Consider the following 24775-nt stretch of genomic DNA (forward strand, 5'->3'; position numbering starts at 1 on the left):
CTGGAGTCGCAAGTCGCGTGCGCGCCGCCTCACTCGCCCTTCAGCCGCTGGCCCTCATGGACCCGCACCTGATCGGCGCCGCGGCTGCCGGCCGAGGACAGCCGCAGCGTGCTGAGCACGGCACCCACCATGGCAAAGCCGACGCCGACCATCAGCGAGATTCTCGTGCCGTCGGAAGGATAGCGCGCCAGCAGCATCGCGACCAGCGCGGCGCCGATGGTCTGTCCGAGCAGGCGCGCGGTGCCCAGCATGCCGCTGGCGCCGCCGGAACGTTCGCGCGGGGCGGCGGCGATCATGGTGCGGTTGTTCGGGGTCTGGAACAGGCCGAAGCCGGCGCCGGCGATTGCCATCCGCCAGATCACGTCGATCGGCGTCGCATTGGCAGGCATGAACGCCAGCGTGCCCAGCCCCAATGCGAACAGCAGCAGGCCGATGCCGCCGAGCAGGCCGGCCGGGTAGCGCTCGACCAGCCAGCCCGCGATCGGCGCGGCGAAGGCGACCGCGATCGGCCACGGCGTGATCAACAGGCCGATCTGCACCGCCGAATATCCGAAATGGTTCTCGAGATAGAACGGCATCGCGACGAAGGCCAGCATCTGGCCGCAGAACGAGGCGATCGAGGTGCCGATCGACAGCGCGAAGATTGGAATCCGTAACAGGTCGACCGGCAGCAGCGGCGAGGGCAGATGCTGCTGCCGCCGGTACAAGAGATGCGAGGCGACTGCGGCAATCGCGAACTCCAAGGCGCAGAGATAGAGCGCTTCGCCGTGGCCGGCGCTGTCGATCGCGCTGATGCCGAACCCGAACGCGATGGCGCTCATCGCTGCGCTCTGCCAGTCGAAGGCGTGAACCGCGGGCCTGGTGTGCGGCAGGAAGCGCCAGCCCAGCGCCAGCGTGACGATGCCGAGCGGGACGTTGATGGCGAACAGATATGGCCAGGTCCCGACCGCCAGGATGAACGAGGCGATCGTAGGGCCAACCGCGGCCGAGATCGCGACCACCAGCGCGTTGATGCCGATGCCGCGGCCAAGCTGCGAATGCGGATAGATGAAGCGGACCAGCGCCGTATTGACGCTGAGGATTCCGGCGGCGCCGAACCCCTGCAGGATGCGGGCGACCGTCAGCAGCGGCAGCGTGTGCGACAGCGCGCAGAACAGCGAGGCCAGCGTGAACAGCAACAGCCCCGCCAGATAGACGCGGCGATAGCCGATGATCTCGCCGAGCGAGGCGAGCGGCAAGAGCGAGATCGTGATCGCCAGCTGATAGCCGTTGACGATCCAGATCGAAAACGCGGGGCTGGCGTTGAGATCCCGCGCGATGGTCGGCAGCGCGACGTTCGCGATCGAGCCATCGACGACGGCCATCACGAGGCCGAGCGCGATGGTGAGAATGGCCCAATTGCGCTGCGGCTGCGGCAGCCCGTCGGGATGCTCTGATATCGCGGACGACATGTCGTGAAATGGCCTTCGGTTCCAGCAATGGCGGGCTTACCCGGATGCTGGATTAACCTGGCCTTTGCAACCCCCGAAATGACAGATGTCGCCCGCGATCCGAACGCCGCCGGGAAGCTGCGAGAGGACGCTCAGCCCTGGCCGAGCAGTTCCTTGATCCGCCGCTGCAGCTGCCGCTTCTTCATCTCGCTGCGGCGGACCCGCTCGTCGAGATCGCTGACCGGGGTGTCCGAGGTCATGATTCGGAACGCGAGGCCGACCTTGTTGGCCTGGCGCCAGATCATGCGCGCCAGGAACGTGCGTCCCTTGCGCGCGACGCTGAGATTGATCTCTTCGGGCAAGCGTGCGGCGTCGCCGAATTCGACGCAGGCACCGCCCTCGCTGATGTTGCGGACCACGCAATCCATCGTCGAGCCGCGCTCATTGATCTCCGCAACCGCACCGTAAAACACCTTGTCACGTGGGCTCTGGCGCCGGTCCTGCATGGGAAATCCTCCTAAATCAACGGCACGACTGTACCGGTCCGGACCCGCGAAAAGAAGGGTACCAACGGAACCCGTTGCAGTTAGTGTAAATTGTTTGCATCTGTGAAGGTCCGGATTCCCGGCTATTTTGCGCCGCAAACCACCCGAGAAGTCAGTTCGGAACCCGGCTTTGTCGCCAATCGCGCGGCGACAGGCCGTAATGCTCGCGGAACACGCGGCCGAAATGCGAGAGATCGTTAAAGCCCCAGGCGAACGCAATCTCGCCGATGTGGCGATGCGCGTGGGCCGGCGAGGCGAGATCGCGCTTGCAGCGCTCCAGCCGCTCTGCGAGCACGAAGCGCTGGAACGAAGTGTCCTCGTCGGCCAAAAGGCTGTTGACGTAGCGCGGCGAGATGCCGAACGTCGCGGCGGTATCGGTGAGGTTGAGCTCGGGGTTCGGCAGATGCGCGAGCACATGCGCTTTCAGCCGGTAGAGCAGGGCGGAGCGATGCGTCGAGGCCGGTAGCGCAGCGCCACCGAGCCGCTCGCTGATCGCCATCGCCAGCAGGTCGGCGGCCTGATCGGCGAGGCGGATCGCATTGTCGGGATCGAGCCTGTCAGCGATCTCGGAGAGTCCTGAGATGAACTGCCAGGCGAGCCGCTGCACCGGGCGATCCGATGTGAACGTTGTCGCGGTCAGGCCCTGGGTGCCGGCAAAGCGCCGGTGCAGCATCGCGCGCGGCACCTGGAAGATGGTTTGTGTGAAATCGTCGTTGAAACGCAGCTCATACGGGCGCGTGGTGTCATAGAACGCAAACTCGCCCGGCCGGATGACGGTCTCGCGGCCGTCCTGCACCACGCCGCCCGTGCCGCTTTGGCCGAGCGCGAACAGCACGAAATCCTCGCTGGTGCGCGCGATCCGCGACGGGGTGCGCAGCACGCGCTGCCGGCCCGACGAGACGACGGAGCATTTCACCGCGCCGAGCTGCGCGCTGGTGATGGCGCCGTGGAAGGCGGTGCCGAGATCGGACTTGCAGTCGAGTTGCACGAACACGTCGCAGACGATGTCGCGCCAGAGCGCGAGGCGCCGATGCGTGGGCGCGGCTTCCGTGGTGAACAGGGCCGGCATGATTTCCTCCCTTCACGAGTGCAAACGCTGGCCACGCAAACAAAGCAAGCTTCGTACCGGGGACGGCTGGGGGAATCTCCTCCGCAGTCGAATTTTCCTTCCGTTCTGGTCGAACGGCGTTCCCGGTCCCGGGGCAGCATGATGTCAGAGGCCGCCAGGACTTATCAATAGGCCCGATCAAGCACGAACCGGCCCCGAGCGGCTGCCTGCGAGGAGGACATCATGGGCATCGAACATCCGAAATATCGCGTTGCGGTGGTGCAGGCGGCGCCTGCGTGGCTCGACCTCGACGCCTCCATCGCCAAGAGCATTGCGTTGATCGAGGAGGCCGCCGCCAAGGGTGCCAAACTGATCGCGTTCCCCGAGGCGTTCATCCCCGGCTATCCCTGGTACATCTGGCTGGACTCGCCGGCCTGGGCGATCGGACGCGGCTTCGTGCAGCGCTATTTCGACAACTCGCTGAGCTACGACAGCCCGCAGGCGGAGAAGCTGCGGCTCGCCGTGAAGAAGGCCGGCATGACCGCAGTGCTCGGCCTGTCCGAGCGCGACGGCGGCAGCCTCTATCTCGCGCAATGGCTGATCGGCCCTGACGGCGAGACGATTGCAAAACGGCGCAAGCTGCGGCCGACCCATGCCGAGCGTACCGTCTATGGCGAGGGCGACGGCAGCGACCTTGCGGTGCACGACCGCCCCGGCATCGGCCGGCTTGGCGCGCTGTGCTGCTGGGAGCATCTGCAGCCGCTGTCGAAATACGCGATGTACGCCCAGAACGAGCAGGTCCACGTCGCGGCCTGGCCGAGCTTCTCGCTGTACGATCCGTTCGCGCCGGCGCTCGGCTGGGAGGTCAACAACGCGGCCTCGCGGGTCTATGCCGTCGAGGGCTCCTGCTTCGTGCTGGCGCCGTGCGCGACGGTCTCGCAGGCGATGATCGACGAGATGTGCGATCGCGACGACAAGCACGCGCTGCTGCATGTCGGCGGCGGACACGCCGCGATCTATGGGCCGGACGGCAGCATGATCGCCGAGAAGCTGCCGCCCGACCAGGAGGGCTTGCTGCTCGCCGATATCGATCTCGGCGCGATCGGGGTCGCCAAGAACGCCGCCGATCCGGCCGGGCATTACTCGCGGCCCGACGTCACGCGGCTGCTGCTGAACAAGAAGCCCTCGAAGCGGGTCGAGCATTTCGCGCTGCCGCTCGACATCGAAGAGATCGACGCGGCCGCGAGCTGACGCATCAGGGCAACATCCAACCGGAGGCGACTGCCATGGAATCCGCTATTCCATCTCATCTGCAGACGGCCCGCTCGCGTCATCGTCGCGTCCCGGACGATTACGCGCCGCCTTATCCGTCCTTCGTCGCGCGCCACAAGCCCGCGGTCGCACGCGTCATCATGGCCTATTTCGGCGTGCAATATCGTGGCGAGCCGACCGCCGCGGTGACTGAGGCGCTGGCGTCGATCGCAAAGCGCTTTGCCGGCGACAACGGCCCGACGCATTGGGACCGCGCGCAATATGTCGACCAGGCCGGCTACACCAACGTGGTCTCGGTCGCCTATTGGGACGATGCCGGGAGGTTCGACGCCTGGTTCGAAGGTGCGCGCGAGGCCTGGACCGGCAGCGGTGCCGGCGATGGCGTCGGCCGCTTCATCGAGGTGCTGCGGCCGCATGTTGCGCGCTACGAGACGCTGTTCTCGTCGCTCGGCCGCCCCGAGGGCGTCGCGGTCCTTGCCGACGGCATGAGCGGCGAGGTGCAGGAGCATGCTTACTGGGGTGGCATGCGCGACCGCATCCCGCTGTCGCAGACCGACGCGATGACGCCCGGCGGCGAACCACGCGCGATCCGCGACGGTGCGCGCATCCGCGTGGTCGCGCATGACAATCTCTGCCTGATCCGCTCCGGCCAGGACTGGAGCGACACCGAGGCGTCGGAGCGCAAGATGTATCTCGACGATGTCGAGCCGGTGCTGCGCGAGGGCATGGACTTTCTGCGCGACGACGGCGTGCCGATCGGCTGCTACGCCAACCGCTACATGCGGGTGGTCGATGCGGAGGGACGGCCGACCGAGAAGTCCTACGGCCAGAGCTGGTGGAAGAGCCTCGCTGCGCTGGAGCGCTGGGCGGAGTCGCATCCGACCCATGTCCGGATCTTCGGCGCGGCGATGAAGTATCTGTCGACCTTGGGGCCAGCGGCGAAGCTCAGGCTGTATCACGAGGTCACGGTCGCAGCTGCCGACGAGCAGTTCTTCGAATATCTCGGCTGCCACGAGCGGACCGGCATGCTGGGCGCGGTGCAACTCGCGGGGGCGCCATCCGCCTGACGCGGGCAGCTTGGTCCGAGCAGGGGCGCTGCCAAAATATCGAAAACAACCCCATGCAAAGTAGCCGGCGGCTGCCGGCGGACACGGCGGCTTGACTCGTCGGGCAACTCAGGGGTCGAGTTCTATTAATCCGAAATTATGCGTGCGGCTCGACGACGGCGTGGACGAGGATGTAGCTTCACTTCCTCTGTATTTCTATGGCCGCAGCCGGCCGCCGCGTTCCGTGATCGCTTGCGCCAGTTCGACGGCCGGGCCGCGTTTGGTCCGGCGCGCGGTGCGGACCACGAATTCGACGTTGCCCAGCGGAGGCAGGCCCGCTCCGGGCAAAGCCTCCAGTCCGTCCGGGATCAGGCCCTGCGCCTGCGGGGTGATGCCGAGACCGGCCAGCGCCGCAGCGCGCAGGCCGCTGAGGCTGCCGCTGGAGCAGACGATGCGCCAGGGTCGTCCGAACCGCTCCATCGCCTCCAGCACCACGCTGCGGCTGACGCTCGGCGGCGCGTAGAGGATCAGCGGCAAGGGCTGCTCGGGATCGAACCGCATGCCGGGCGCGCCGGTCCATACCAGCCTATCCTGCCACACCAGCTGCCCCAGCGCGTCGCCGGGCCGGCGCTTGCCGAGCACGAGGTCGAGCTCGCCGGCGTCGAGCTGCTGGTACAGCACGGCACTGAGGCCGACCGTGAGCTCGAGATCGACCTGCGGGTGGCGGCGGACGAAATCGCGCAGCAGATCGGGCAGGCGGGAGCTGGCAAAATCCTCCGCGGCGCCGAACCGGACTTTGCCGCGCACCTGCGACCCCGCGAAGTAATCGCGGGCGCGCGCATTGGCCTCGAGGATCGGCCGCGCAAAGCCCGTCATCGCCTCGCCGTCGGCGGTCAGTACCACCGAATGGGTGTCGCGCACGAACAGGCGGCGCCCGGCGGCGGCCTCGAGCTTGCGGATGTGCTGGCTGACCGTCGACTGCTTCAGGCCGAGCCGGCGGCCGGCCTCGGTGAAGTTCTGGGTCTGCACCACGGTCAGGAAGGTTTCGAGCTGGGTCGGGTCGAGCATGGCGGCCAAACGGTCATTACATAGCGTAATGACAATAACATCGGTAAGCGCGGTTCACAATCGGCGCGGGGAGGGCCATTTTCCGCTCAAGGAAAGGAAGCCGCCATGACCATCAGCCGCTTGCGTTCGCTCGTGCCCGTCGACCCCTACATCGCCGCCATCGTCGGCATGGTTGGTCTCGCCACGCTGCTGCCGCTGCACGGGCAGGGCACGGTGATCGGCGGCTATGCCACCGAGGTGGCGATCGCGCTGCTTTTCTTCCTGCACGGCGCCCGGCTGTCGACGACGGAGGCACTGGTCGGCGCCCGGCACTGGCGGCTGCACCTCGTGATCTTCCTCTCGACCTTCGCCCTGTTCCCGCTGCTCGGGCTCGCCGCGCATGCGTTGGCGCCGCATCTGCTGACCCCGGCGCTGTGGGCGGGCGTGATCCTGATCTGCATCCTGCCGTCGACGGTGCAGTCGTCGGTCGCCTTCACCTCGATCGCGCACGGCAATGTGTCGGCGGCGCTGTGTTCGGCGACCGCCTCCAATCTGCTCGGCATCGTCGCGACGCCGCTGCTGGCGGGCGTGCTGCTCTCCAGCCATGGCGGGTTCTCGGGCAATGCTGCGCTCGACATCGTCGTGCAACTGCTGCTGCCGTTCGTGGCCGGGCAATTGTCGCGGCCGCTGATCGGCGGCTTTGTCGCCAGGCACCATGCGATGCTCGGCGTCGTCGACCGCGGCTCGATCCTGTTGATCGTCTATACCGCGTTCAGCGACGGCGTCAGCCACGGCATCTGGCACCAGGTCAACGCAACGCAGATGGCGATCGTGATCGGCCTCGATGCGCTGCTGCTGGCAACCGTGCTGCTGGTCACCAATTTCGGCAGTAAGCTGCTCGGCTTCTCGCGCGCCGATCGCATCGCCATCATGTTCTGCGGCTCGAAGAAGAGCCTTGCCAGCGGATTGCCGATGGCGAGCGTGCTGCTCGCCGGGCAGTCAGTCGGCCTGATCGTGCTGCCGCTGATGCTGTTTCACCAGATCCAGCTGATGACCTGCGCCGCGCTGGCGCGCCGCTATGCGGGCAGCGAGGACACGGCGTCACATAGTGCCGCCCCGGCGCATGCGTAGGCAGTTCGCCTCCGCTCGTCGTCCCCCGGCTTGTCCGGGGGACCCAGTACGCCGCGGCTTCTCCGTGATTCATTGACGTCTCTGGAATACTGGATCGCCCGGTCGAGGCCGGGCGATGAGAGCTCGAGTGGGGTAGGCTTTACGCGACGCGCAAGCCCTTCGCGATTTCCTTCTGCGCGTCGAACTCGCGGCGGAGGCGCGCCAGCTCTTCGGTGCTCAGCGCATCGGCGTTGCTGTAGTCGCGCTTCCAGGACGCGTCCTCGCTCCAGCGCAGCGGCGATTGCACCGTGGTCTGCGGACCGGGGGCAGACTCCAGCACGCGCAGCGCCAGCTCCAGCGTGAAGGCCTGCGAGGCCACGTCATGCGGCTTGCCGGCCGAGTTGCCGAGCGGGAAGTCGGAGAACAGGAAGCGCGGCACCGCGGCGTGCTCGACGATATCCTTGGCGCAGCCCATCACGACGGTCGGGATGCCGTTGGCTTCGAGATGCCGCGCCACGAGGCTGACGGTCTGGTGGCAGACCGGGCAGTTCGGCACCAGCACCGCGGCGTCGACCTTGTCGTCCCGGCAGCGCCTGAGGATATCAGGCGCATCGGTCTCGATGGTGACGCGGTGGCTGCGGTTGGTGGGGGCGCCGAAGAAGCGCGGTGCGACTTCGCCGATCGTGCCGGCCGCGGCGAGGCGCTTGAGCTGCGCCAGCGGGAACCAGGTGCCGCTGTCGGTGGCCGCGGTGTGGGTGCGGTCATAGGCGATGTGCGAGATCCGCAAGTCCTGTGGCTGCGACGTGTCGCCGTCGTAGACCGAATAGAATTTCGCTCCGCCATTGTATTTCGCGCCGGGGCCCTGGTCGCCCTTGGCGGGATCGAACGGTGCCGCCGTCGTGATGATGGCGACGCGGGACTGGCTCACCGGCTTCTGCAGCGGCTGGAACGGGGCGGCGGTGTAGTGCGCCCAGCGGTAGGGGGTGGTGTAGCCGATTGCCGCGTAATAATCGCGGGTCCGCTTCATGTAGCCGATCGGGGCGTCGTCGTCGGGGGCAAAGCCGGATTGATCGTCGGGGCTTGCTGCCATTTTGCGCTCCCTTTTGTGCGCCATCATTTCAGTCCATAGCTAGACCACGAGCTTGCGGTGTCAAGCCGCGTTGCGCGGGAACAGATTTGCGATGCGAACGGGTCTTTGCGCCGCATGGGTCATGCTTGTGTTGCTGGTGCCGCCGGCCGGCGTCGGCGCGGAGGACGCGCCTGCCTCCGCTCCGGCGCCGCCAGCAAGCGCCGAGCAGCCCGCATCGCCGCCTGCGGACAAGCCCGTAGCGCCCGCCGAGAAACCCGCGGCTGCGCCGGCAGACCAGCATGCGCCAGCGCCGGGTGAGCAGGCTGCGCCATCGGCTGAAAAACCTGCCCCCCCCGCGGACATGCCGGCGACGCCTGCCGAGAAACCTGCGGCAACGACCGAGAAACCCGCAGACGACGCGCGCGAGAGCGACACCCGCGAGGCGATGTGCCTGATGATCGAGTCGGCGGCGCGGGCCAACGACCTGCCGCTGGAGTTCTTCGCGCGGGTGATCTGGCAGGAGAGCCGCTTCCAGGCCGACGCGGTCGGTCCCGTGACGCGGAGCGGCCAGCGGGCGCAGGGCATCGCGCAGTTCATGCCGGGCACCGCCAACGAGCGCGGGCTGCTCGATCCCTTCAATCCCGTCCAGGCGCTGCCGAAGTCGGCCGAATTCCTCAGCGAGCTGCGCAACCAGTTCGGCAATCTCGGCCTCGCTGCCGCAGCCTACAATGCCGGCCCGCGCCGGATTCAGGACTGGCTCGCCGGCACCGGCTACATGCCGCAGGAGACGCGCAACTATGTCTCCGCGATCACCGGCTCCAGCGTCGACGACTGGGCCGCCGCCGCCCGCAACAACGGCAAGATGCCGGAGCGTCCGCCGGCCAAGAGCTGCCGCGAGCTGATGGCATTGCTGAAGCGCGCGCCCAATCCGTTCGTCGCGGGTCTCGAGCAGCACATCACGCTGTCGGCGGCGAAGGTCTGGGGCGTGCAGCTCGCCGCCGGGTTCAGCCGCGACAAGGCGCTCGCGATGTATGCCCGCGCCATCAAGCGGCTGTCGAGCGTGATCGGCGATCAGGATCCGAGCCTGCTCGGCTCGCGGCTGCGCACCCGCGGCAGCGCGACCTTCTACCAGGTACGCATCGGCGCCGACACGCGCCCCGAGGCCGACGGCCTGTGCAACCGCATCCGCAAGGCTGGCGGCGCGTGCTTCGTGCTGAAGAACCGGGCGTGATGACGTAGCTCCCGTAGCCCGGATGAAGCGCCAGCGAAATCCGGGGCCGCTCTTGCTGTGGGGCAGAGCTGTCCCGGATTGCGCTTCGCTCCATCCGGGCTACTGCATACCCGCCCTGTGCCGCCGCTTGCTTGACCCATTGAGCATCGCGCCCTAAGCCGCCGACATTGCAAACCATCCGGCTTCCCGTGGCGCTTCCTCCGCTCGATTCTCCGCAATGGCAGACCTCGTTCCGCGCCTTCCTGTGGGGTGCGCGGTCGATTGGTGCGACGGTGCTGACCCTGGTGCTGTTTGCGACCTATCTCGGCATCGGTGCGCTGGCGCATGATAGCGGCTTCTCGCTGGGCTGGACGCTGGCGAGCACCGCGTTCGTCTGGGCCGGCCCCGCGCAGATCATCGTGATCACCACGCTCGGCTCCGGCGCTACCGTGCTGCAATCGGCGATCGCGGTCACGGTCAGCGCGATCAGGCTGTTTCCGATGGTGGTGTCGGTGTTGCCGTTGATGCGCACCGAACAAACCAAGCGGCGGCAACTGATCCTGGTGGCGCATCTCACAGCGGTAACGCTGTGGGTCGAATGCTACCGCTTCCTGCCGCAGGTGCCGCGCAACCGGCGGATCGCCTTCATCCACGGGCTCGGCCTCGGGCTGGTCTCGGTCTGCCTGCTCGCCAACACCATCGGCTACACGCTCGCCGCAAACCTGACGCCGCTATTGGCCGCGGGCATGCTGATGCTGACGCCGCTCGCCTTCCTGTTCTCCACCGCGCGCAACTGCCGCGAGCTCGCAGATGTCATTGCGCTGGTGCTCGGACTGTTGCTGTTCCCACTGGCGGCGATGCTGAACAGCGGCGTCGATATCCTGGTCAGCGGCGTTTTCGCGGGAACCGTCGCCTATGGCGTGCACCGGGCGAGGGCGGGCATGGTGAAGGCGGGCGCATGAGCACCTTCATCGGCGACTGGCACGCGCTGGCGATCCTGTTCGTGGCAGGCGTCATCCCCAACCAGATCTGGCGCATGCTCGGCCTGTGGTTCGGCGGCGGCATCGACGAGAATTCCGAGCTGCTGGTCTGGGTGAGGGCGGTCGCTACCGCAATCCTCGCCGGCATCATCGCGCAGATCGTGGTGCAGCCGCCGGGCGCGCTCGCCAGCGTGCCGGACTGGCTGCGTTACGGCGCCGTCGCCGCAGGCTTCGTCGCGTTCATGCTGGCGCGGAAGTCGATCTTCGCCGGCGTGCTCGTGGGCGAGATCGTCCTGATCGCGGGCAAATACTGGCTCGGCTGATTGCGGCGCCCGCATTATCCGCTACTCTCGTTCTTCAAGAAAACAAGAACAGGGGAAACGCCATGCCGCGGCGTGCATCATCGGCCTTCATCGTGGCTCTGACTGCCTTGCTGACAGCAGCGCTGCCGGCGCGTGCCGCCGACTATCCGACGCGTCCGATCAAGCTCGTGGTGCCCTATGCCGCGGGCGGGCCGACCGACGTGCTCGGCCGCCTCGTCGGCGAATATCTCGGGCGCGATCTCAAGCAGGTGGTCGTGGTCGAGAACAAGGCCGGCGCGCAGGGCGCGATCGGTGCCGAGGCGGTGGCGCGCTCCGACCCTGATGGCTACACGTTGTTCGTGACGGCCGCCTCGATCTTCGTGCTCAATCCGCTGCTCTACAAGAAGCTGCCCTACGATCCCGCGAGGGATTTTCGCCTGCTGTCTGTGATCACGGATGCACCGATGATCATGGAGGTGAATCCGTCCGTGCCCGCGACGACGATCGCTGAGTTCGTCGCCTACGCCAGGAAGAATCCCGGCAAGCTCAATTTCGGGTCGGCCGGCACCGGCGGCACGGTTCACCTCGCCGGCGAGATGTTCAAGCAGATGGCCGGCGTCGAGATGACCCACGTGCCCTACAAGGGCGCGGGACCCGCGTTGCAGGATTTGCTGTCAGGCAACATCCAGCTGATGTTCGACACGCTCGGCACCGCGCTGCCGCCGATCAAGTCAGGCCTGCTGCGCGCGCTCGGCGTCAGCTCGACCGAGCGCATCCCCGATCTGCCGGACCTGCCGACGATCGCCGAGAGCGGCTATCCCGATTATGCGGTCAGCGTCTGGTATGGTATTGCAGCGCCGTCGAAGGTGCCGGACGAGATCGCGGCCAAGATCAAGGCGAGCCTCGACCGGGCCTTGAACGACGAGGCGTTTCGCGCTTCGCTGGTCAGGATCGGCTTTCCGCCGCTGCGCGTAAAGAGCCAGGCCGAGATCGACAGATTTGTGGACACCGATCGCGCGCGGTGGGCGGGCGTGGTCAAGGCGCTGAACATATCGCTGGACTGACACATGGTACGTGAAATGGAATTGCGCCAGGGCGAGGTCGCCGTCGACATGCCGGTGGCACGCGACGCCGCGCTGGTCTTCATCGGCCGCATCCGCACGCCCTGGACCTCGCGGCTGGCGACGCCGCGGCAGGGGCGGCATGACGGCCCGGTATGCCGGCTCGAGATCTTCGAGCCCTGGGTCGCCGCGATCAAGGGCGTCGATTTCTATTCGAACCTCGAAGTGCTGTACTGGCTGCACCAGTCGCGCCGCGACATCGTGCTGCAATCTCCGAAGAACAACGGCAACACCCGCGGCACCTTCTCGCTGCGCTCGCCGGTGCGGCCGAACCCGATCGGGACCTCGATCGTCAAGCTGGTCGGCGTCGAGGGCAACGTCATCCTGGTGCGCGGCCTCGACTGCCTCGACGAGACGCCATTGATCGACGTCAAACCGGACCGCTGCGAGTTCACCCCGCTGGCCCCGCCGCAGCCGGGGGATTTCGAGACGGAGTAGCTCGTCATTCCGGGGCGTCGCGTAGCGACGAGCCCGGAATCCATCTGGCCGCGCGTCTCCTGGTGAAATGGATTCCGGGCTCGCGCTACGCGCGCCCCGGAATGACAGCGGTGGGCGTCACTTCAACGCCGCGATCAGCTTCGCCGCGTGCGCCTCCAGCACCTTGCCGTCTTCCTTGTGGCTGGCGGGCGGCAGCAGCGCGACGCCGTCCTTGCGCGGCATCACATGCATGTGCAGGTGGAACACGACCTGGCCGCCGGCGGGCTCGTTGAACTGCTGCACGGTGATGCCGTCGGCCTCGAACGCTTTCATCGCGGCGGCGGCGATCTTGTGGGCGGCGCGCGCGACGTGGGCGTAGTCGTCGGGCGTGATGTCGAGGATGTTGCGGGCAGGGGCCTTCGGGATGACCAGCGTATGCCCGGGCGAGCGCGGCATGATGTCGAGGAAGGCGAGCACGTGCTCGTTCTCGTAGACCTTGTAGCTGGGAAACTCGCCGCGCAGGATTTTTGCGAAGGGGTTGTTGTTGTCATAGGCGGCGGGCATGGCGGCGGCTCCCTGGATTTTGTGGATCTAATGTCTCGGTCGCGAGGCAAACGTCAAGCGTCGTCGACTGTCTTGCGGAACGGACCGGCCTCGGTGAGCTCGCGGCCGACCTCGGCGACATAATCGCGCTCGCGCTTGAGGTAATCGGCGATGGCGCGGCGCAAGCCGGGATCAGCAATGAAATGCGCCGAATAGGTGGTCTGCGGCAGGTAGCCGCGCGCCAGCTTGTGCTCGCCCTGCGCGCCGGCCTCGACGACCTTGAGCCCGCGCTGAACCGCGAAATCGATCGCCTGATAGTAGCAGACCTCGAAATGCAGGAACGGGTGGTGCTCGATTGCGCCCCAGTTGCGGCCGAACAGCGTGTCCGAGCCGATGAAGTTGATGGCGCCGGCGATCCAGCGGCCGTTGCGCTTGGCCATGACCAGCAGCACGTCGCGGGCCATGCTCTCGCCGATCAGCGAGAAGAATTTTCGGGTCAGATACGGTCGGCCCCATTTGCGCGAGCCGGTCTCCATGTAGAACTCGAAGAACGCGTCCCAGGCGTCCTCGGTGATGTCGGAGCCGGTCAGCCAGTGGATGGTGATCCCGGCAGCGAGCGCCTCACGGCGTTCGCGCTTGATGCCCTTGCGATGGCGCGAGTTCAGCGATCCCAGGAAATCGTCGAAGGTCTTGTAGCCCTGGTTGTGCCAGTGGAACTGCTGGTCGGTGCGTTGCAGGAAGCCGTGGGTGCCGAGGAATTTTGCCTCGTCCTCGCGGGCAAAGGTGACGTGCACGGAGGAGGCCTCGGTGGCGTTGCAGAGCGCCCGCAGGCCGCGCGCCAGCGCCGAGCCGATCACTTCGCGGTCGACCCGCTCGCGGATCAACAGCCGGGGCCCGGTGGCGGGCGTGAAGGGGACGGAGACCTGCAGCTTCGGATAATAGCTGCCGCCTGCGCGGTGATAGGCCTCGGCCCAGCCGCGGTCGAACACGTATTCGCCCTGCGAGTGCGATTTCAGATAGCAGGGCACGATTCCGACGATCCGGCCATCGAGCTTGGCGATCAGATGCCGCGGGCCCCAGCCGGTCCGCGGGCAGGCCGAGTTGGAGGCTTCGGCTGCGGCGAAAAAGGCGTGGGAAACGAAGGGGTTGTAGCTCGAACTTGCGATCGTTTGGCAATCGCCTGCGGAAGCGGGCGAGGCCAGCGTGTCGAGCTTGTGGATGCTGTCCACGTCGGCCTTGGGATTGGCGCAGGCGTCCCACTCGGCGGCCGGAATGCCGCCGATGTCAGCTACAGCCTCTAGGGTGATTTCAGACGACGCCATCGAGAGTGAAGACCGGTGCCTCTTTCGAGCATGATCTTTCCGGAACAGCTGGCTCCACTTCCGGATCATGCTCCGCATTCCGCCATCGCCGATGACGACCAACTCCCGACAACATCGTGCGTCGCAGCGAGGAGTTCAAGACTGCGGACGTCATGTCAGGTTCGCGGCACAAACCCCTCGAAGATCATCTGGTCGGCGTAGCGTGCCGCGCGTTCACGCTGTTCCACTGTCCGCACGGTCCAGGCTAGCAGCGGGCAGCCGAACACGTTGCGGGCGATCCAGGGCGCCGGCGCCGGCAGCTGGTTGACCCAGAAGGCAACGAAATGCGGCTCGGTCCTGAAGCCGTGGCGCAAGTACAGCATGCCGTCGCGCTGCGCCGGCGTCAGCTTGGTCCAGGAACTGTCGTCATAGGTGCGCTGGGCGGTGATGCCGCGCGGCAGGTTCGGCATGATCTCGCGCAGTGCCAGCACCTGGTCGGGATCGAACGACATGCCGACGACAGGGCCGGAATAGGATGACAGCACCTCGGCCATACGTCGAACCAGTCTGCGGTCGCCGTCGAAATGGCTCTTCACCTCGACCACCAATGGCACGCGGCCGGCGACCAGCGTGCAGAGATCGCCGAGCGTCATCATGTGCTCGGAGGTATTCTTGAACTTCACCGCCTTCAGCTCGGCGGCGGTCTTGGTCGCGAGCAGGCCCGAACCTTCGGTGAGGCGGCCGAGCGCATCGTCGTGATGCACCATCGCCTCGCCGTCAGCGGTGAGCTGGATATCGCACTCGATGGCGAAATTGCCGGCGACCGCAGCGTTGGCCGCGGCCGGCATGTTCTCGATGACGCCGCGTGCGGCATCGTGCAGGCCGCGATGGGCGACCGGCCGTTTGGTCAGCCACTCAGGGGCGCGCATCGATCAGGCGACTTCGAACACGCCCTCGACCTCGACCGCGGCGTCGGCGGGCAACGAGGCGACGCCGACGGTGGTGCGGGCATGGCGGCCCTTGTCGCCGAACGCTGCGACCATCAGGTCGGAGGCGCCGTTCAGCACCTTGGGCCCGTCGAAGAAATCCGGCGCCGAGTTGATGAAGCCGCCGAGCCGCACCACGCGCACGACCTTGTCGAGATCGCCGAGCGCGGCCTTGACCTGGGCCAGGAGGTTGATCGCGCAGCCCTGCGCCGCGGCGACGCCTTGCTCGAGCGTGACGCCGGCCCCGAGCTTGCCCTTGGCGATCAGCTTGCCTTCGGCGTTGAAACAGACCTGGCCCGAGACGAACAACAGGTTTCCGCTGCGGACGAAGGGGACGTAATTCGCGACCGGGGAGGTCGGCTGCGGAAGTGTGATGCCCTGTGACGCCAGTTTCTGTTCGACGGTACCCGCCATCTTTTTGTCCCCAGATTGGATTTGCACGAAGCCTGAAACGCGGTCAGGGCCAAGTTTGTTTCGATTGTTTCGCGCATCGTGCCGCCGGTTGCAAGCGGCGGTCAGGTGAAGGGCGCGCGCGCCCCGACGTTGAGGAATCGCACGGAAAACGGTCAAGAATCACGGCATTTTCGCCGCATACATTGCGATTTTGTCAGATTTGCCCCAGTTGCGGCGCAATACCACCGTCACTATTGTGACGAATCCCCGCCTCATCGAGGAAAAACCATGACCCTGCCGTTTCGCAATCCGTCGCGTGCCCTGGTGCTCACGATCGCCGTTGCCGCAGGATCCGGTCTGGCGCAGGGGTCGTCGGCTGCCGCGGCGAGCGGGCCGTTTCTGGCGCATCAGGCGCTGTACGATCTGAGCCTCGTGAAATCGCGCGGCTCCAATTCGGTCAGTGATGCGCGCGGACGCATCCTCTACAATTTCTCCGGCAGCTCCTGCGAAGGCTACACCTCCGAATTCCGCCAGGTGTCCGAGCTCGACAGCGGCGAAGGCAAGGTGACGCTGTCCGATCTGCGCTCCTCGTCCTGGGAGGACGCCTCGGGCAAGAGCTACCGCTTCAAGATCGACACGCGGATGAACGACAGCGACTCCTCGCCGGTCGACGGGATCGCCGAGCGCGTCGGCGATCATATCACCGTAAAGCTGACCCAGCCGGTGAAGAAGACCTTCAATCTCGACGGCAAGATCGTGTTCCCGACCGAGCAGATCCAGCACATCATCGCCGCCGCCCGCGACGGCAAATCGGTGCTCGAGCAGACCGTCTATGACGGCTCCGACAATGGCGAGAAGGTCTACAACACGTTGACCGTGATCGGCCGGCCGATCGCCGGCGACCGCGCGCCGTCGTCGCCCGATCCGTCGACCGCGAGCGATGCGATGAAGACCATGACGCGCTGGCCGGTGACGGTGAGCTATTACGACAGCGACGCACGCGCCAAGGACGGCGAGCAGACGCCGGTCTATGCGATGTCGTTCGAGCTCTACGAGAACGGCGTCTCCCGCGCGCTGGTGCTCGACTACAACGATTTCGTGATCTCGGGCGCGCTCGACAAGTTCGACGTCAGGGATTCCAAGCCCTGCAAGTGACAACGTAGTTGTCATTCCGGGGCGATGCGAAGCATCGAACCCGGAATCTCGAGATTCCGGGTCTGGTCCTTGACCATCCCGGAATGACGTCCTCTCTAGTCGAGCGCGCTGCGGCCGGATAGGCTTCCCCAAACACGCGTGTGTCAGGGAGGCACCTCATGACCAAGCTCGACCATCTGCGCCCCAGCGGCCTGCATCACAATCCGGCTTACTCCCACGTCGTCGTCGCCTCGGGCGCGCGCACGATCTACATTTCGGGACAGGTCTCTGTCGACGAGGAGGGGCGCGTGGTCGGCGCCGGCGACCTCGCAGCGCAGACGACGCAGGTGATGCAGAACCTCGGCATGGCGCTGAAGGCGGCCGGGGCGAGCTACGCCAACATCGTCAAGATCACGACCTTCGTCGTCGGCTACAGACCGGAGCTGCGGCCGATCATCGGCAAGGCGCGCTCGGCGTTCTTCGAGGGCATGGAGCCGCCGGCCTCGACGCTCGTCGGCGTCACCGCGCTCGCGGCGCCGGAATGGCTGATCGAGATCGAGGCGGTGGCGGTGGCGGATTGAGGACAGTGCCTCCCCGTCATTGCGAGGAGCGAAGCGACGAAGCAATCCATCGTTCCCCGTATGCTGAAGCATGGATTGCTTCGCTTCGCTCGCAATGACGGGGCTGGAATAGCTGCTAGTCCTCCGCGCTCTTCGGCGGCCCCTCATAGGCAATGCCCCGGATCACGGCGGCGTTGCCGAACTTCTTGCGCAGATTGTCGATCGCGCGTTCGGCGTGCGCCGAGCGGCGGTCGAGCATGTCGGAATCATTGGCCTGCGAGCCCGGGCGCAGCGCGCTGACGCCGGCGCCCATCAGGCGGAAGGCGGTGCCGTCGATCTCCTTGGCCAGCATCTCGCGCGTCACCGCAAAGATCTTTGCGGCCAATTGGATCGGCGTCTGGATCGATTGCGAACGGGTGCGCTGGCGGAAATCAGCGGTCTTCAGCTTCAGCGTGATGGTGCAGCCCGAAAGCTCGCTGCTCTTCAGCCGCGCCGAGGTCTTCTCCGACAGTTTCCAGAGCAGCCTTTCCAGCGTTGCGAAGTCGCGGATGTCGGTCTCGAAGGTGGTCTCGCTCGAGATCGTCTTGGCGCCGCGATCCGGCACCACAGAGCGGTCGTCGATGCCGCGCGCCAGCCGCCACAGCCTGCGGCCTTCGCTCGCGAACTGTTTCATCAACTCGTTCTCGTCGGCGCGCTGCAAATCGGCGATGACGCGGAAGCCGCACTGCACGAGCTTCTCTTGCGTCGCAGGGCCGACGCCGTAGATGAAGCCGACCGGCTTGCTGGCCAGCATCTCGCGCGCCTCGTCCTGGTCGAGCGCGGCAAAGCCCCGCGGCTTGTCGAGGTCGGAGGCGATCTTGGCGAGGAACTTGTTGCAGGACAGCCCGACCGACACCGTGATGCCGATGTCGCGCTCGACGTCGCGGGCGAATTTCGCCAGCACCTTGGCCGGGATCATGCCGTGGACGCGCTGCGTGCCGGAGAGATCGAGGAAGGCCTCGTCGATCGACAGCGGCTCGACCAGCGGCGTCAGCGCCTGCATCGCCTGACGCACCTCGCGCCCGACCCGGACATATTTCGCCATGTCGGGCGGGATCACGGTGGCGTCGGGACAGAGTTCCAGCGCCTTGAACATCGGCATCGCCGAACGGACGCCGTAGGTGCGGGCGATGTAGCAGGCGGCCGACACCACGCCGCGCTTGCCGCCGCCGATGATGACGGGGCGATCGGCGATCTCGGGATTGTCGCGCTTCTCGACGGTGGCGTAGAACGCGTCGCAATCGATATGCGCCAGCGCCAGCGCGGGCAGGGTGCGATGACGGACCAGCCGCGGCGACCCGCAATGGCCGCATCGCTTCACCTTGATATCGAGATCGCCGAGGCAGTCTCGGCAGAAACTGAGGGGGCCGTCGGATGCCGCCGCTGCCGTCGTCACGGCACGTCGCGCTCCCATTTCGGGTCGCCCAGCACCTGATGGGCGGCGGCGATGTTGGTCGGGTGCAGTTCCGAGGCCTTGGCGAACGCCGTCACCGTGGCATCGTCGCGCATCACGAATTCGAGCACGCTCGCAAGAAATTGAGGATCGGACGCCGCGTTCCGCAGCGTCTCCGGACCGATTCCGGACTCGGCCAGGAACAGGCCCAGCCGTTCAGGATCGCCGGCAATGAAGCCCAGCGCCTGAATCGCAACGATTTCAGCGACTTCCCGGGGGTTGTGAACAGGCTTTTTCAACGCGCCGGTTTGCCTTTCCGTTAACTTATGGTCTCTATTGAGAGGCCCATCATGCCCGAGTCTTCCGCGTGTGTTCAAGCAACGGAAACCACGCTGCGGAAGTTGGATGTCGAGTTAACGGGTTAGAGCGATTCTGGCGCTAGTTTGAATTCACATTTTCGACGCGCTCCGCGCGCGGTGCGTGAGGTGCCGCAGCCGGGCCTGTTTCCTAAGTCTGGGAGGGACGGGATGGCCAAAACCGTCCTGATCGTGGAGGACAACGAGCTCAATATGAAGCTCTTTCGCGATCTGTTGGAAGCGCATGGCTATCAGACTTCGGGCACCAGCAATGGCTTCGAAGCGCTCGATCTCGTCCGCAAGCTGCGCCCCGATCTCATCCTGATGGATATTCAACTGCCGCAGGTTTCCGGCCTCGAGGTCACGCGCTGGATCAAGGACGATCCCGATCTGCGCACGATTCCGGTGGTCGCGGTTACCGCCTTCGCCATGAAGGGCGACGAAGAACGCATCCGCGAGGGCGGCTGCGAAGCCTATTTGTCCAAGCCGATCTCGGTCGGCAAATTTATTGAGACTGTCCGACGCTTTATCGGATAGGGGAGTTGTGGTGCCATGTCCGCGCGTATCCTCGTCGTCGACGACGTTCCGGCGAACGTCAAGCTGTTGGAAGCCCGTCTGTCAGCCGAATATTTCGATGTGCTGACCGCGTCCAACGGGACCGAGGCGCTGGAGATCTGCACGCGCGCCGAATGCGATATCATCCTGCTCGACGTCATGATGCCTGACATGGACGGCTTCGAGGTCTGCCGCCGCCTGAAGTCGAATCCGGCGACCCATTTCATTCCCGTCGTCATCGTCACCGCGCTCGACAGTCCGGCCGATCGCGTGCGCGGCCTCGAAGCCGGCGCCGATGATTTCCTGACCAAGCCGGTGTCCGACGTCGTGTTGATCGCGCGCGTACGTTCGCTGACGCGGCTGAAGATGATGACCGATGAGCTGCGCATGCGCGCCATCACCTCGCTCGAGATCGGCATGCAGGCGCCCGAGCGCAGCGCGATCGCCGACCGGGGAACGGGCGGCCGCATCCTGCTGGTCGACGACCGGCCGTCGTCCTACGAGAAGCTGGCGCCGATCCTTTCCGCCGAGCACACCGTCGACGTCGAGGTCAATCCGGCGGAAGCTTTGTTCCACGCGGCCGAAGGCAATTACGACCTCCTGATCGTGTCGCTCAGCCTCGACAATTTCGACGGCCTGCGGCTGTGCAGCCAGGCCCGCTCGTTGGAGCGCACGCGCCAGGTGCCGATCCTCGCGGTTTCGGATGCCGACAACAACGCGCGGCTGATGCGCGGGCTCGAGATCGGCGTCAACGACTACCTGCTGCGTCCGGTCGACAAGAACGAGTTGCTGGCGCGGGCGCGCACCCAGATCCGCCGCCGCCGCTACACCGATCATCTGCGCGACAACGTGCAGAACTCGATCGAGATGGCGATCACGGATGCGCTGACCGGCCTCAACAACCGGCGCTACATGGAGAGCCACCTCGCGACGCTGGCGGAGCAGGCTTCGATCCGCGGCAAGCCGCTGGCGCTGATGATCCTCGACATCGACTACTTCAAGGCGATCAACGACACCTACGGCCACGACGCCGGCGACGACGTGCTGCGCGAATTCGCCGTTCGCATCCGCAAGTCGATCCGCGGCATCGATCTCGCCTGCCGCTATGGCGGCGAGGAGTTCGTGATCGTGATGCCGGAGACCGACCTGCACGTCGCAAGCATGGTCGCTGAGCGGCTGCGGCGCTCGATCGCGGGCGAGCCGTTTGCCGTCGACAAGGGCGGCAAGCGGATCACGGTCACGATCTCGATCGGGCTGACCACGCTGGAGCGCAAAGGCGAGCAGGTCACCGATGTGCTCAAGCGCGCCGACACCGCGCTCTATCGCGCCAAGCACGACGGCCGCAACCGCGTGGTGTCTGCCGCGGCGTAACGCGATCTCGTAGCCCGGATGAAGCGAAGCGTAATCCGGGACGCCTGTGCATCTGGCGCGATACCCGGATTTCGCTGCGCTTCATCCGGGCTACGAAGCGCCGTTATCTTCCGCGCTTCATCGCGTCGTAGGCCATCCGCTTGAACTCGAACGAGAACGGATGGACGAACGCCATCTGGCGCTGCGCCATCATCACGCCGGCGATGCCCTTTTTGGGCGAAATCCACCACTGCGTGCCCGCGACGCCGCCCCAATAGAACTCGCCGGCTGCGTCCGGATGATCGATCGGCGAGGGATTGAGGATCAGGCCACCGGCAAGTCCGTGCGCCTTGCCGGGTTGCTCGCCCATCATCGCGAACCGGATCCACTGTCCGTTGGGCAACTGGTTGGACATCATCATTGCGATCGTGTCCGGCTTCAGCAATGTCGGTCCGCCCGGCAGCAGGCTGCGGATCAGCGCGACCATGTCGGGCAGCGTGGACACCAGGCCGCCGCCGCCGTTGAGCCTTGCGACCGGGCGCAGATAGGCACCGGGGAAGGGCGCATTGTCGGTGCGGGTGAGGCCGGGCTTCATCGGCTCCATCAGGTCGGCGCCGGCGTAATAGGCGACGAGCCGGCTGTGATCCCTTTCCGGAACGACGAAGCCGGTATCGGCCATGCCGAGCGGATCGAGGATGCGCGCCTTGATGAACGTGTCGAAGCTCTGGCCGCTGACGACTTCGACCAGGCGTGCCACCACGTCGATCGCAAGCGAATATTCCCATGACGTACCCGGCTGATAGATCAGCGGCAGATCGGCGAGCACATCGACCATTTCAGCCAGGGTCGTGTTGGGATTGTGCACGCCGCGCTCGTTCAGCGCTTTGAAAATGACGGTGCCGGGATCGAAGAACCCATAGCTCAAACCGGCGCTGTGGCTCAGCAATTGGCGGATCGTGATCGAGCTCTGCGCCGGCTCGGTGTCATCGATCGACGTCGCGCCCGGTCGCAGCACCTTGCGGTTGCCGAGTTGCGGGATGAAGGTCTCGATCGGGTCGTCGAGCCGGAAGCGGCCGTCCTCGAACAGCAGCAGCGCCGCGCAGGAAGTGATCAGCTTGGTGTTGGAGAACACCCGGAAGATGTGGTCGGCGCGCAGCGGGATCTGTGCTTCCTTGTCGGCCCATCCGACGCAGCCGGTGTCAGCGACGTCGCGCCCGGTCAGAACCGTCCAGGAGATGCCGGACAGCAGATTGTTGTCGACATAGCGCTGCATGGCGGCGCGAGCCGGCGCGAAATCGTAGCCGGTGGCCGTCACCTTCAAATCTTCCATGGTCGTTCCCCAGTTGTGCCGCAAGTTGTTACGCGGTCGCCGCCAATCTCGCCGGACGGAATATCCAAATCGGGAATGCCGTCGTGTGCGGTCGATGCTAACAACCAAACCGGATTTGGGGACGCAACCGGATTTATCCAGTGCGCTTGTTGTCAGCAGGCGCGGACCCGCCGACCTTGACGCCCGCATTCGCCAGCAGCACGCGGGCGGCTTCCTTCGCCGCGCGCGCCATGGTCGGATCGTCGCGCACGAGGTCCTGCGCGATCGAGCCGTCGACCAAGAGCGTCAACTGGGTCGCAAGCCCCTCGGCGTCGGCAACGCCAAGCTGCCGCAGCAGCTCGCGAAACCAGACCCGGCGGCTTTCCTTGAAGGCGACGGCGATGTTGCGGACGGTACGGTCCTCGTCGTCCGGCCCGAGCTCGGCGACCGCGTTCACGAACGGACAGCCGCGAAAATCCTTCGCCGAGAACCGCCGCTGCAGCGAATCGAAGGTTGCGAGAATCTGCTCGGCCGGCGGCTTGTCGGAGGAGCGGGGCTGCACGAAGCGGCGCTGCAGATAGGCCTCGATCAGCGCGTCCTTCGACGGGAAGTGGTTGTAGAGCGTGCGCTTGCTGATGCCGATCTCGGCCGCGATGGTGTCGACGCCGATGGCGCGAATGCCTTGCAGGTAGAACAGTTTGTCGGCGGTCTCGAGGATCCGCTCTTTCATGGTCTGTTTGGGAGGCGGGGAAGCCATGCGCCGGCCGTGATCCTCTTCGCTTGACAGTTGGCCCTCTCTATAGCCTAAGTACACAGGTCTGTGTAACCAAACATGCGTGAATTGCAGGCCGTGGCGCGCGTGCCGCCCCGTCTTGGGAGAATAAGAACAATGCCCCTGTTGCAGGTCCTGCGTCCCACGCTTCCCATTCTGATCGGTGCCTCCATCATGCTCACGCTGAGCATGGGGCTGCGGCAGAGCCTCGGCATCTTCATGCAGCCGTTGACGCATGACATCGGCATCTCGGTGTCGTACTTCACGCTGGCGCTGGCAGTGCAGAACCTCGCCTGGGGCTTTCTGCAGCCGCTCGCGGGCGCAATGACGGTGCGTTACGGCTTCCGCCCGATCATGGTGGTTGGCGCGCTGGCCTACACCGCGGGCCTCTTGCTGATGACGACGGCGGATGGGCTCGTCAGCATCATGATCGGCGCCGGTGTGCTGATCGGCCTTTCGCTCGCCTGCACTGCGAATGCGATCGCGATGTCGGTCGCGGCGCGCGCGGTGTCGGAGACGGTGCGCTCGACGGTGCTCGGCATGGTCTCCGCCGCGGGCTCGCTCGGCGCGCTGCTGTCGGCGCCGATCGGCCAGATGCTCAATGAAGGGTTCGGTTGGCGTGTCGGGCTTGCCGGATTCGTGATCCTGTCGATCGGGATGATTCCAGCCGCGCTGTACGCCGGTCGGGTCGACAAGATCCCGCTGCCGAAACCCGCGGCGGACGACATCGGCAACGCCACTGCGGCGACCGCGGCCAAGACCGCGTTCGGCAATGCGTCCTTCGTGGTGATGACGTGCGCCTACATGGTCTGCGGCATGCAACTCGTCTTCCTTACCACGCATCTGCCGTCGTATCTGGCGATCTGCGGGCTCGATCCGATGCTGAGCGCGCAGACGCTCGGCATGATCGGCGGCTTCAACGTGCTGGGCTCGCTGTTCTTCGGCTGGGCCGGCCAGCGCTGGAACAAGCTCGCGCTGCTCGGCGGCATCTACATCCTGCGCTCGCTGGCGCTCGCCTGGTACTTCATGCTGCCGGCGACGCCGGACTCGACCTTGCTGTTCGGCGCCATCATGGGCTTCCTCTGGATGGGTGTCGGTCCGCTGGTCGCGGGCGCGGTGGCCGAGATGTTCGGTCTGCGCTGGCAGGCGATGATCCAGGGCCTTGCCTTCATGAGCCACCAGGTCGGCAGCTTCCTCGGCGCCTATGGAGGCGGGGTGATCTACGACTCGCTCGGCTCCTACACCATGGCCTGGCGGATCGGCGTCGCGCTTGGTCTTGCCGGCGGCATCATCCAGCTCGCTTTCGCGCTGATCCGGCCGGCGCAACCGCCGCTGCTGAAGGCCGCCTAGGCTCCGATCTCGGGCAAGATGGCGACTGCCCCGTCTGCGGGCAGCCGCGCGTTGCTGCTTATTTTTCCATCAATCGCTTGCTGTGTGAACGTGCAATGGCGCGCGAAGCCCTTGCTTGCCCGCATTGAAGTCACAGC

General features: G+C 65.9%; 26 protein-coding genes. 13 read left to right on the top strand and 13 right to left on the bottom strand.

Annotation, left to right across the window (positions count from 1 at the left end; translation table 11 throughout):
• Positions 1 to 29: 29 nt before the first annotated feature.
• From ACVISU_RS39265 to ACVISU_RS39275, 3 genes are all read right to left on the bottom strand, one after another.
• On the bottom strand, positions 30 to 1451 hold the full coding sequence (locus ACVISU_RS39265) for an MFS transporter (RefSeq protein WP_456710509.1): 1422 nt from the start codon (positions 1449 to 1451) through the stop codon (positions 30 to 32).
• Between the two features lie 131 nt (positions 1452 to 1582).
• Complete coding sequence (locus tag ACVISU_RS39270) at positions 1583 to 1936, bottom strand: PilZ domain-containing protein (RefSeq protein ID WP_456710510.1); 354 nt, start codon at positions 1934 to 1936, stop codon at positions 1583 to 1585.
• Positions 1937 to 2087: 151 nt separating this feature from the next.
• Positions 2088 to 3044: an AraC-like ligand-binding domain-containing protein gene (locus tag ACVISU_RS39275; protein WP_456710511.1), complete on the bottom strand. Its 957-nt coding sequence runs from the start codon at positions 3042 to 3044 to the stop codon at positions 2088 to 2090.
• A gap of 222 nt (positions 3045 to 3266) precedes the next feature.
• Between ACVISU_RS39275 and ACVISU_RS39280 the strand changes: the two genes are divergently transcribed.
• Complete coding sequence (locus ACVISU_RS39280) at positions 3267 to 4274, top strand: carbon-nitrogen hydrolase family protein (RefSeq protein WP_050404825.1); 1008 nt, start codon at positions 3267 to 3269, stop codon at positions 4272 to 4274.
• A gap of 35 nt (positions 4275 to 4309) precedes the next feature.
• A complete protein-coding gene (locus ACVISU_RS39285; RefSeq protein WP_456710512.1) occupies positions 4310 to 5362 on the top strand; it encodes a phenylacetaldoxime dehydratase family protein in 1053 nt (350 codons plus the stop codon).
• Between the two features lie 195 nt (positions 5363 to 5557).
• Here the strand turns inward: ACVISU_RS39285 and ACVISU_RS39290 are convergent, their stop codons facing one another.
• Positions 5558 to 6409 carry a LysR family transcriptional regulator gene (locus ACVISU_RS39290; RefSeq protein WP_050404827.1) on the bottom strand — a complete coding sequence of 284 codons (852 nt, stop codon included), beginning with the start codon at positions 6407 to 6409 and terminating at the stop codon, positions 5558 to 5560.
• Between the two features lie 120 nt (positions 6410 to 6529).
• Between ACVISU_RS39290 and ACVISU_RS39295 the strand changes: the two genes are divergently transcribed.
• Positions 6530 to 7519 carry a bile acid:sodium symporter family protein gene (locus ACVISU_RS39295; protein ID WP_456710989.1) on the top strand — a complete coding sequence of 330 codons (990 nt, stop codon included), beginning with the start codon at positions 6530 to 6532 and terminating at the stop codon, positions 7517 to 7519.
• Positions 7520 to 7658: 139 nt separating this feature from the next.
• On the opposite strand, the gene ACVISU_RS39300 is transcribed toward ACVISU_RS39295, so the two are convergent.
• Positions 7659 to 8588 (bottom strand): glycine/sarcosine/betaine reductase selenoprotein B family protein, encoded by a 930-nt coding sequence (locus ACVISU_RS39300; RefSeq protein ID WP_456710513.1) that lies wholly within the window; start codon positions 8586 to 8588, stop codon positions 7659 to 7661.
• Between the two features lie 121 nt (positions 8589 to 8709).
• Between ACVISU_RS39300 and ACVISU_RS39305 the strand changes: the two genes are divergently transcribed.
• The 5 genes from ACVISU_RS39305 (at position 8710) to tsaA (ending at position 12618) form a co-directional block, all read left to right on the top strand.
• The gene (locus ACVISU_RS39305; RefSeq protein ID WP_456710514.1) at positions 8710 to 9798 is read left to right on the top strand and encodes a transglycosylase SLT domain-containing protein; all 1089 of its coding nucleotides are present in this window, start codon (positions 8710 to 8712) and stop codon (positions 9796 to 9798) included.
• 188 nt (positions 9799 to 9986) lie between these two features.
• The gene (locus tag ACVISU_RS39310; RefSeq protein WP_050404830.1) at positions 9987 to 10739 is read left to right on the top strand and encodes an AzlC family ABC transporter permease; all 753 of its coding nucleotides are present in this window, start codon (positions 9987 to 9989) and stop codon (positions 10737 to 10739) included.
• A complete protein-coding gene (locus ACVISU_RS39315) occupies positions 10736 to 11080 on the top strand; it encodes an AzlD domain-containing protein (RefSeq protein ID WP_050404831.1) in 345 nt (114 codons plus the stop codon). The genes ACVISU_RS39310 and ACVISU_RS39315 overlap by 4 nt, the downstream gene beginning before the upstream one ends.
• A 62-nt stretch (positions 11081 to 11142) precedes the next feature.
• On the top strand, positions 11143 to 12123 hold the full coding sequence (locus tag ACVISU_RS39320; protein WP_063695449.1) for a Bug family tripartite tricarboxylate transporter substrate binding protein: 981 nt from the start codon (positions 11143 to 11145) through the stop codon (positions 12121 to 12123).
• Between the two features lie 3 nt (positions 12124 to 12126).
• On the top strand, positions 12127 to 12618 hold the full coding sequence (gene tsaA / locus ACVISU_RS39325; RefSeq protein WP_050404832.1) for a tRNA (N6-threonylcarbamoyladenosine(37)-N6)-methyltransferase TrmO: 492 nt from the start codon (positions 12127 to 12129) through the stop codon (positions 12616 to 12618).
• A 117-nt stretch (positions 12619 to 12735) separates the two neighbouring features.
• Here tsaA and ACVISU_RS39330 read toward each other — a convergent pair whose 3' ends face one another.
• The 4 genes from ACVISU_RS39330 to ACVISU_RS39345 all read right to left on the bottom strand — a co-directional run bounded on the left by ACVISU_RS39330 (position 12736) and on the right by ACVISU_RS39345 (position 15841).
• Complete coding sequence (locus ACVISU_RS39330) at positions 12736 to 13161, bottom strand: HIT domain-containing protein (RefSeq protein ID WP_456710515.1); 426 nt, start codon at positions 13159 to 13161, stop codon at positions 12736 to 12738.
• A 53-nt stretch (positions 13162 to 13214) separates the two neighbouring features.
• On the bottom strand, positions 13215 to 14462 hold the full coding sequence (locus ACVISU_RS39335) for a GNAT family N-acetyltransferase (RefSeq protein WP_456710516.1): 1248 nt from the start codon (positions 14460 to 14462) through the stop codon (positions 13215 to 13217).
• Positions 14463 to 14617: 155 nt separating this feature from the next.
• A complete protein-coding gene (locus tag ACVISU_RS39340) occupies positions 14618 to 15370 on the bottom strand; it encodes a glycerophosphodiester phosphodiesterase family protein (protein ID WP_456710517.1) in 753 nt (250 codons plus the stop codon).
• A gap of 3 nt (positions 15371 to 15373) precedes the next feature.
• Positions 15374 to 15841 (bottom strand): RidA family protein, encoded by a 468-nt coding sequence (locus ACVISU_RS39345; protein WP_050404836.1) that lies wholly within the window; start codon positions 15839 to 15841, stop codon positions 15374 to 15376.
• 267 nt (positions 15842 to 16108) lie between these two features.
• On the opposite strand from ACVISU_RS39345, the gene ACVISU_RS39350 reads away from it, so the two are divergent.
• Together ACVISU_RS39350 and ACVISU_RS39355 are read left to right on the top strand one after the other, a co-directional pair.
• A complete protein-coding gene (locus ACVISU_RS39350) occupies positions 16109 to 16975 on the top strand; it encodes a cell envelope integrity EipB family protein (protein ID WP_050404837.1) in 867 nt (288 codons plus the stop codon).
• Between the two features lie 158 nt (positions 16976 to 17133).
• The gene (locus tag ACVISU_RS39355) at positions 17134 to 17535 is read left to right on the top strand and encodes a RidA family protein (RefSeq protein ID WP_050404838.1); all 402 of its coding nucleotides are present in this window, start codon (positions 17134 to 17136) and stop codon (positions 17533 to 17535) included.
• 115 nt (positions 17536 to 17650) lie between these two features.
• Here ACVISU_RS39355 and ACVISU_RS39360 read toward each other — a convergent pair whose 3' ends face one another.
• Both ACVISU_RS39360 and ACVISU_RS39365 read right to left on the bottom strand, forming a co-directional pair.
• On the bottom strand, positions 17651 to 18967 hold the full coding sequence (locus ACVISU_RS39360) for a DNA polymerase IV (RefSeq protein ID WP_456710518.1): 1317 nt from the start codon (positions 18965 to 18967) through the stop codon (positions 17651 to 17653).
• Entirely contained in the window at positions 18946 to 19245 is a 300-nt protein-coding gene (locus ACVISU_RS39365; protein ID WP_050404840.1) for a DUF3572 domain-containing protein, read from the bottom strand. Before ACVISU_RS39365 ends, ACVISU_RS39360 begins: the two co-directional genes overlap by 22 nt.
• 228 nt (positions 19246 to 19473) lie before the next feature.
• Between ACVISU_RS39365 and ACVISU_RS39370 the strand changes: the two genes are divergently transcribed.
• Both ACVISU_RS39370 and ACVISU_RS39375 read left to right on the top strand, forming a co-directional pair.
• On the top strand, positions 19474 to 19839 hold the full coding sequence (locus tag ACVISU_RS39370) for a response regulator (protein ID WP_016845968.1): 366 nt from the start codon (positions 19474 to 19476) through the stop codon (positions 19837 to 19839).
• Positions 19840 to 19854: 15 nt separating this feature from the next.
• Positions 19855 to 21228, top strand: coding sequence for a PleD family two-component system response regulator (locus ACVISU_RS39375; RefSeq protein ID WP_456710519.1), 1374 nt, complete (start codon positions 19855 to 19857; stop codon positions 21226 to 21228).
• Between the two features lie 103 nt (positions 21229 to 21331).
• Here ACVISU_RS39375 and ACVISU_RS39380 read toward each other — a convergent pair whose 3' ends face one another.
• Together ACVISU_RS39380 and ACVISU_RS39385 are read right to left on the bottom strand one after the other, a co-directional pair.
• Complete coding sequence (locus ACVISU_RS39380) at positions 21332 to 22537, bottom strand: serine hydrolase domain-containing protein (protein WP_456710520.1); 1206 nt, start codon at positions 22535 to 22537, stop codon at positions 21332 to 21334.
• A gap of 133 nt (positions 22538 to 22670) precedes the next feature.
• Positions 22671 to 23273: a TetR/AcrR family transcriptional regulator gene (locus tag ACVISU_RS39385; protein ID WP_050404842.1), complete on the bottom strand. Its 603-nt coding sequence runs from the start codon at positions 23271 to 23273 to the stop codon at positions 22671 to 22673.
• 132 nt (positions 23274 to 23405) lie between these two features.
• Here ACVISU_RS39385 and ACVISU_RS39390 point away from each other — a divergent pair, with 132 nt between their 5' ends.
• The gene (locus ACVISU_RS39390; RefSeq protein ID WP_456710521.1) at positions 23406 to 24638 is read left to right on the top strand and encodes an MFS transporter; all 1233 of its coding nucleotides are present in this window, start codon (positions 23406 to 23408) and stop codon (positions 24636 to 24638) included.
• Positions 24639 to 24775 lie beyond the last annotated feature (137 nt).

It is taken from the genome of Bradyrhizobium sp. USDA 4452 (assembly GCF_054063575.1).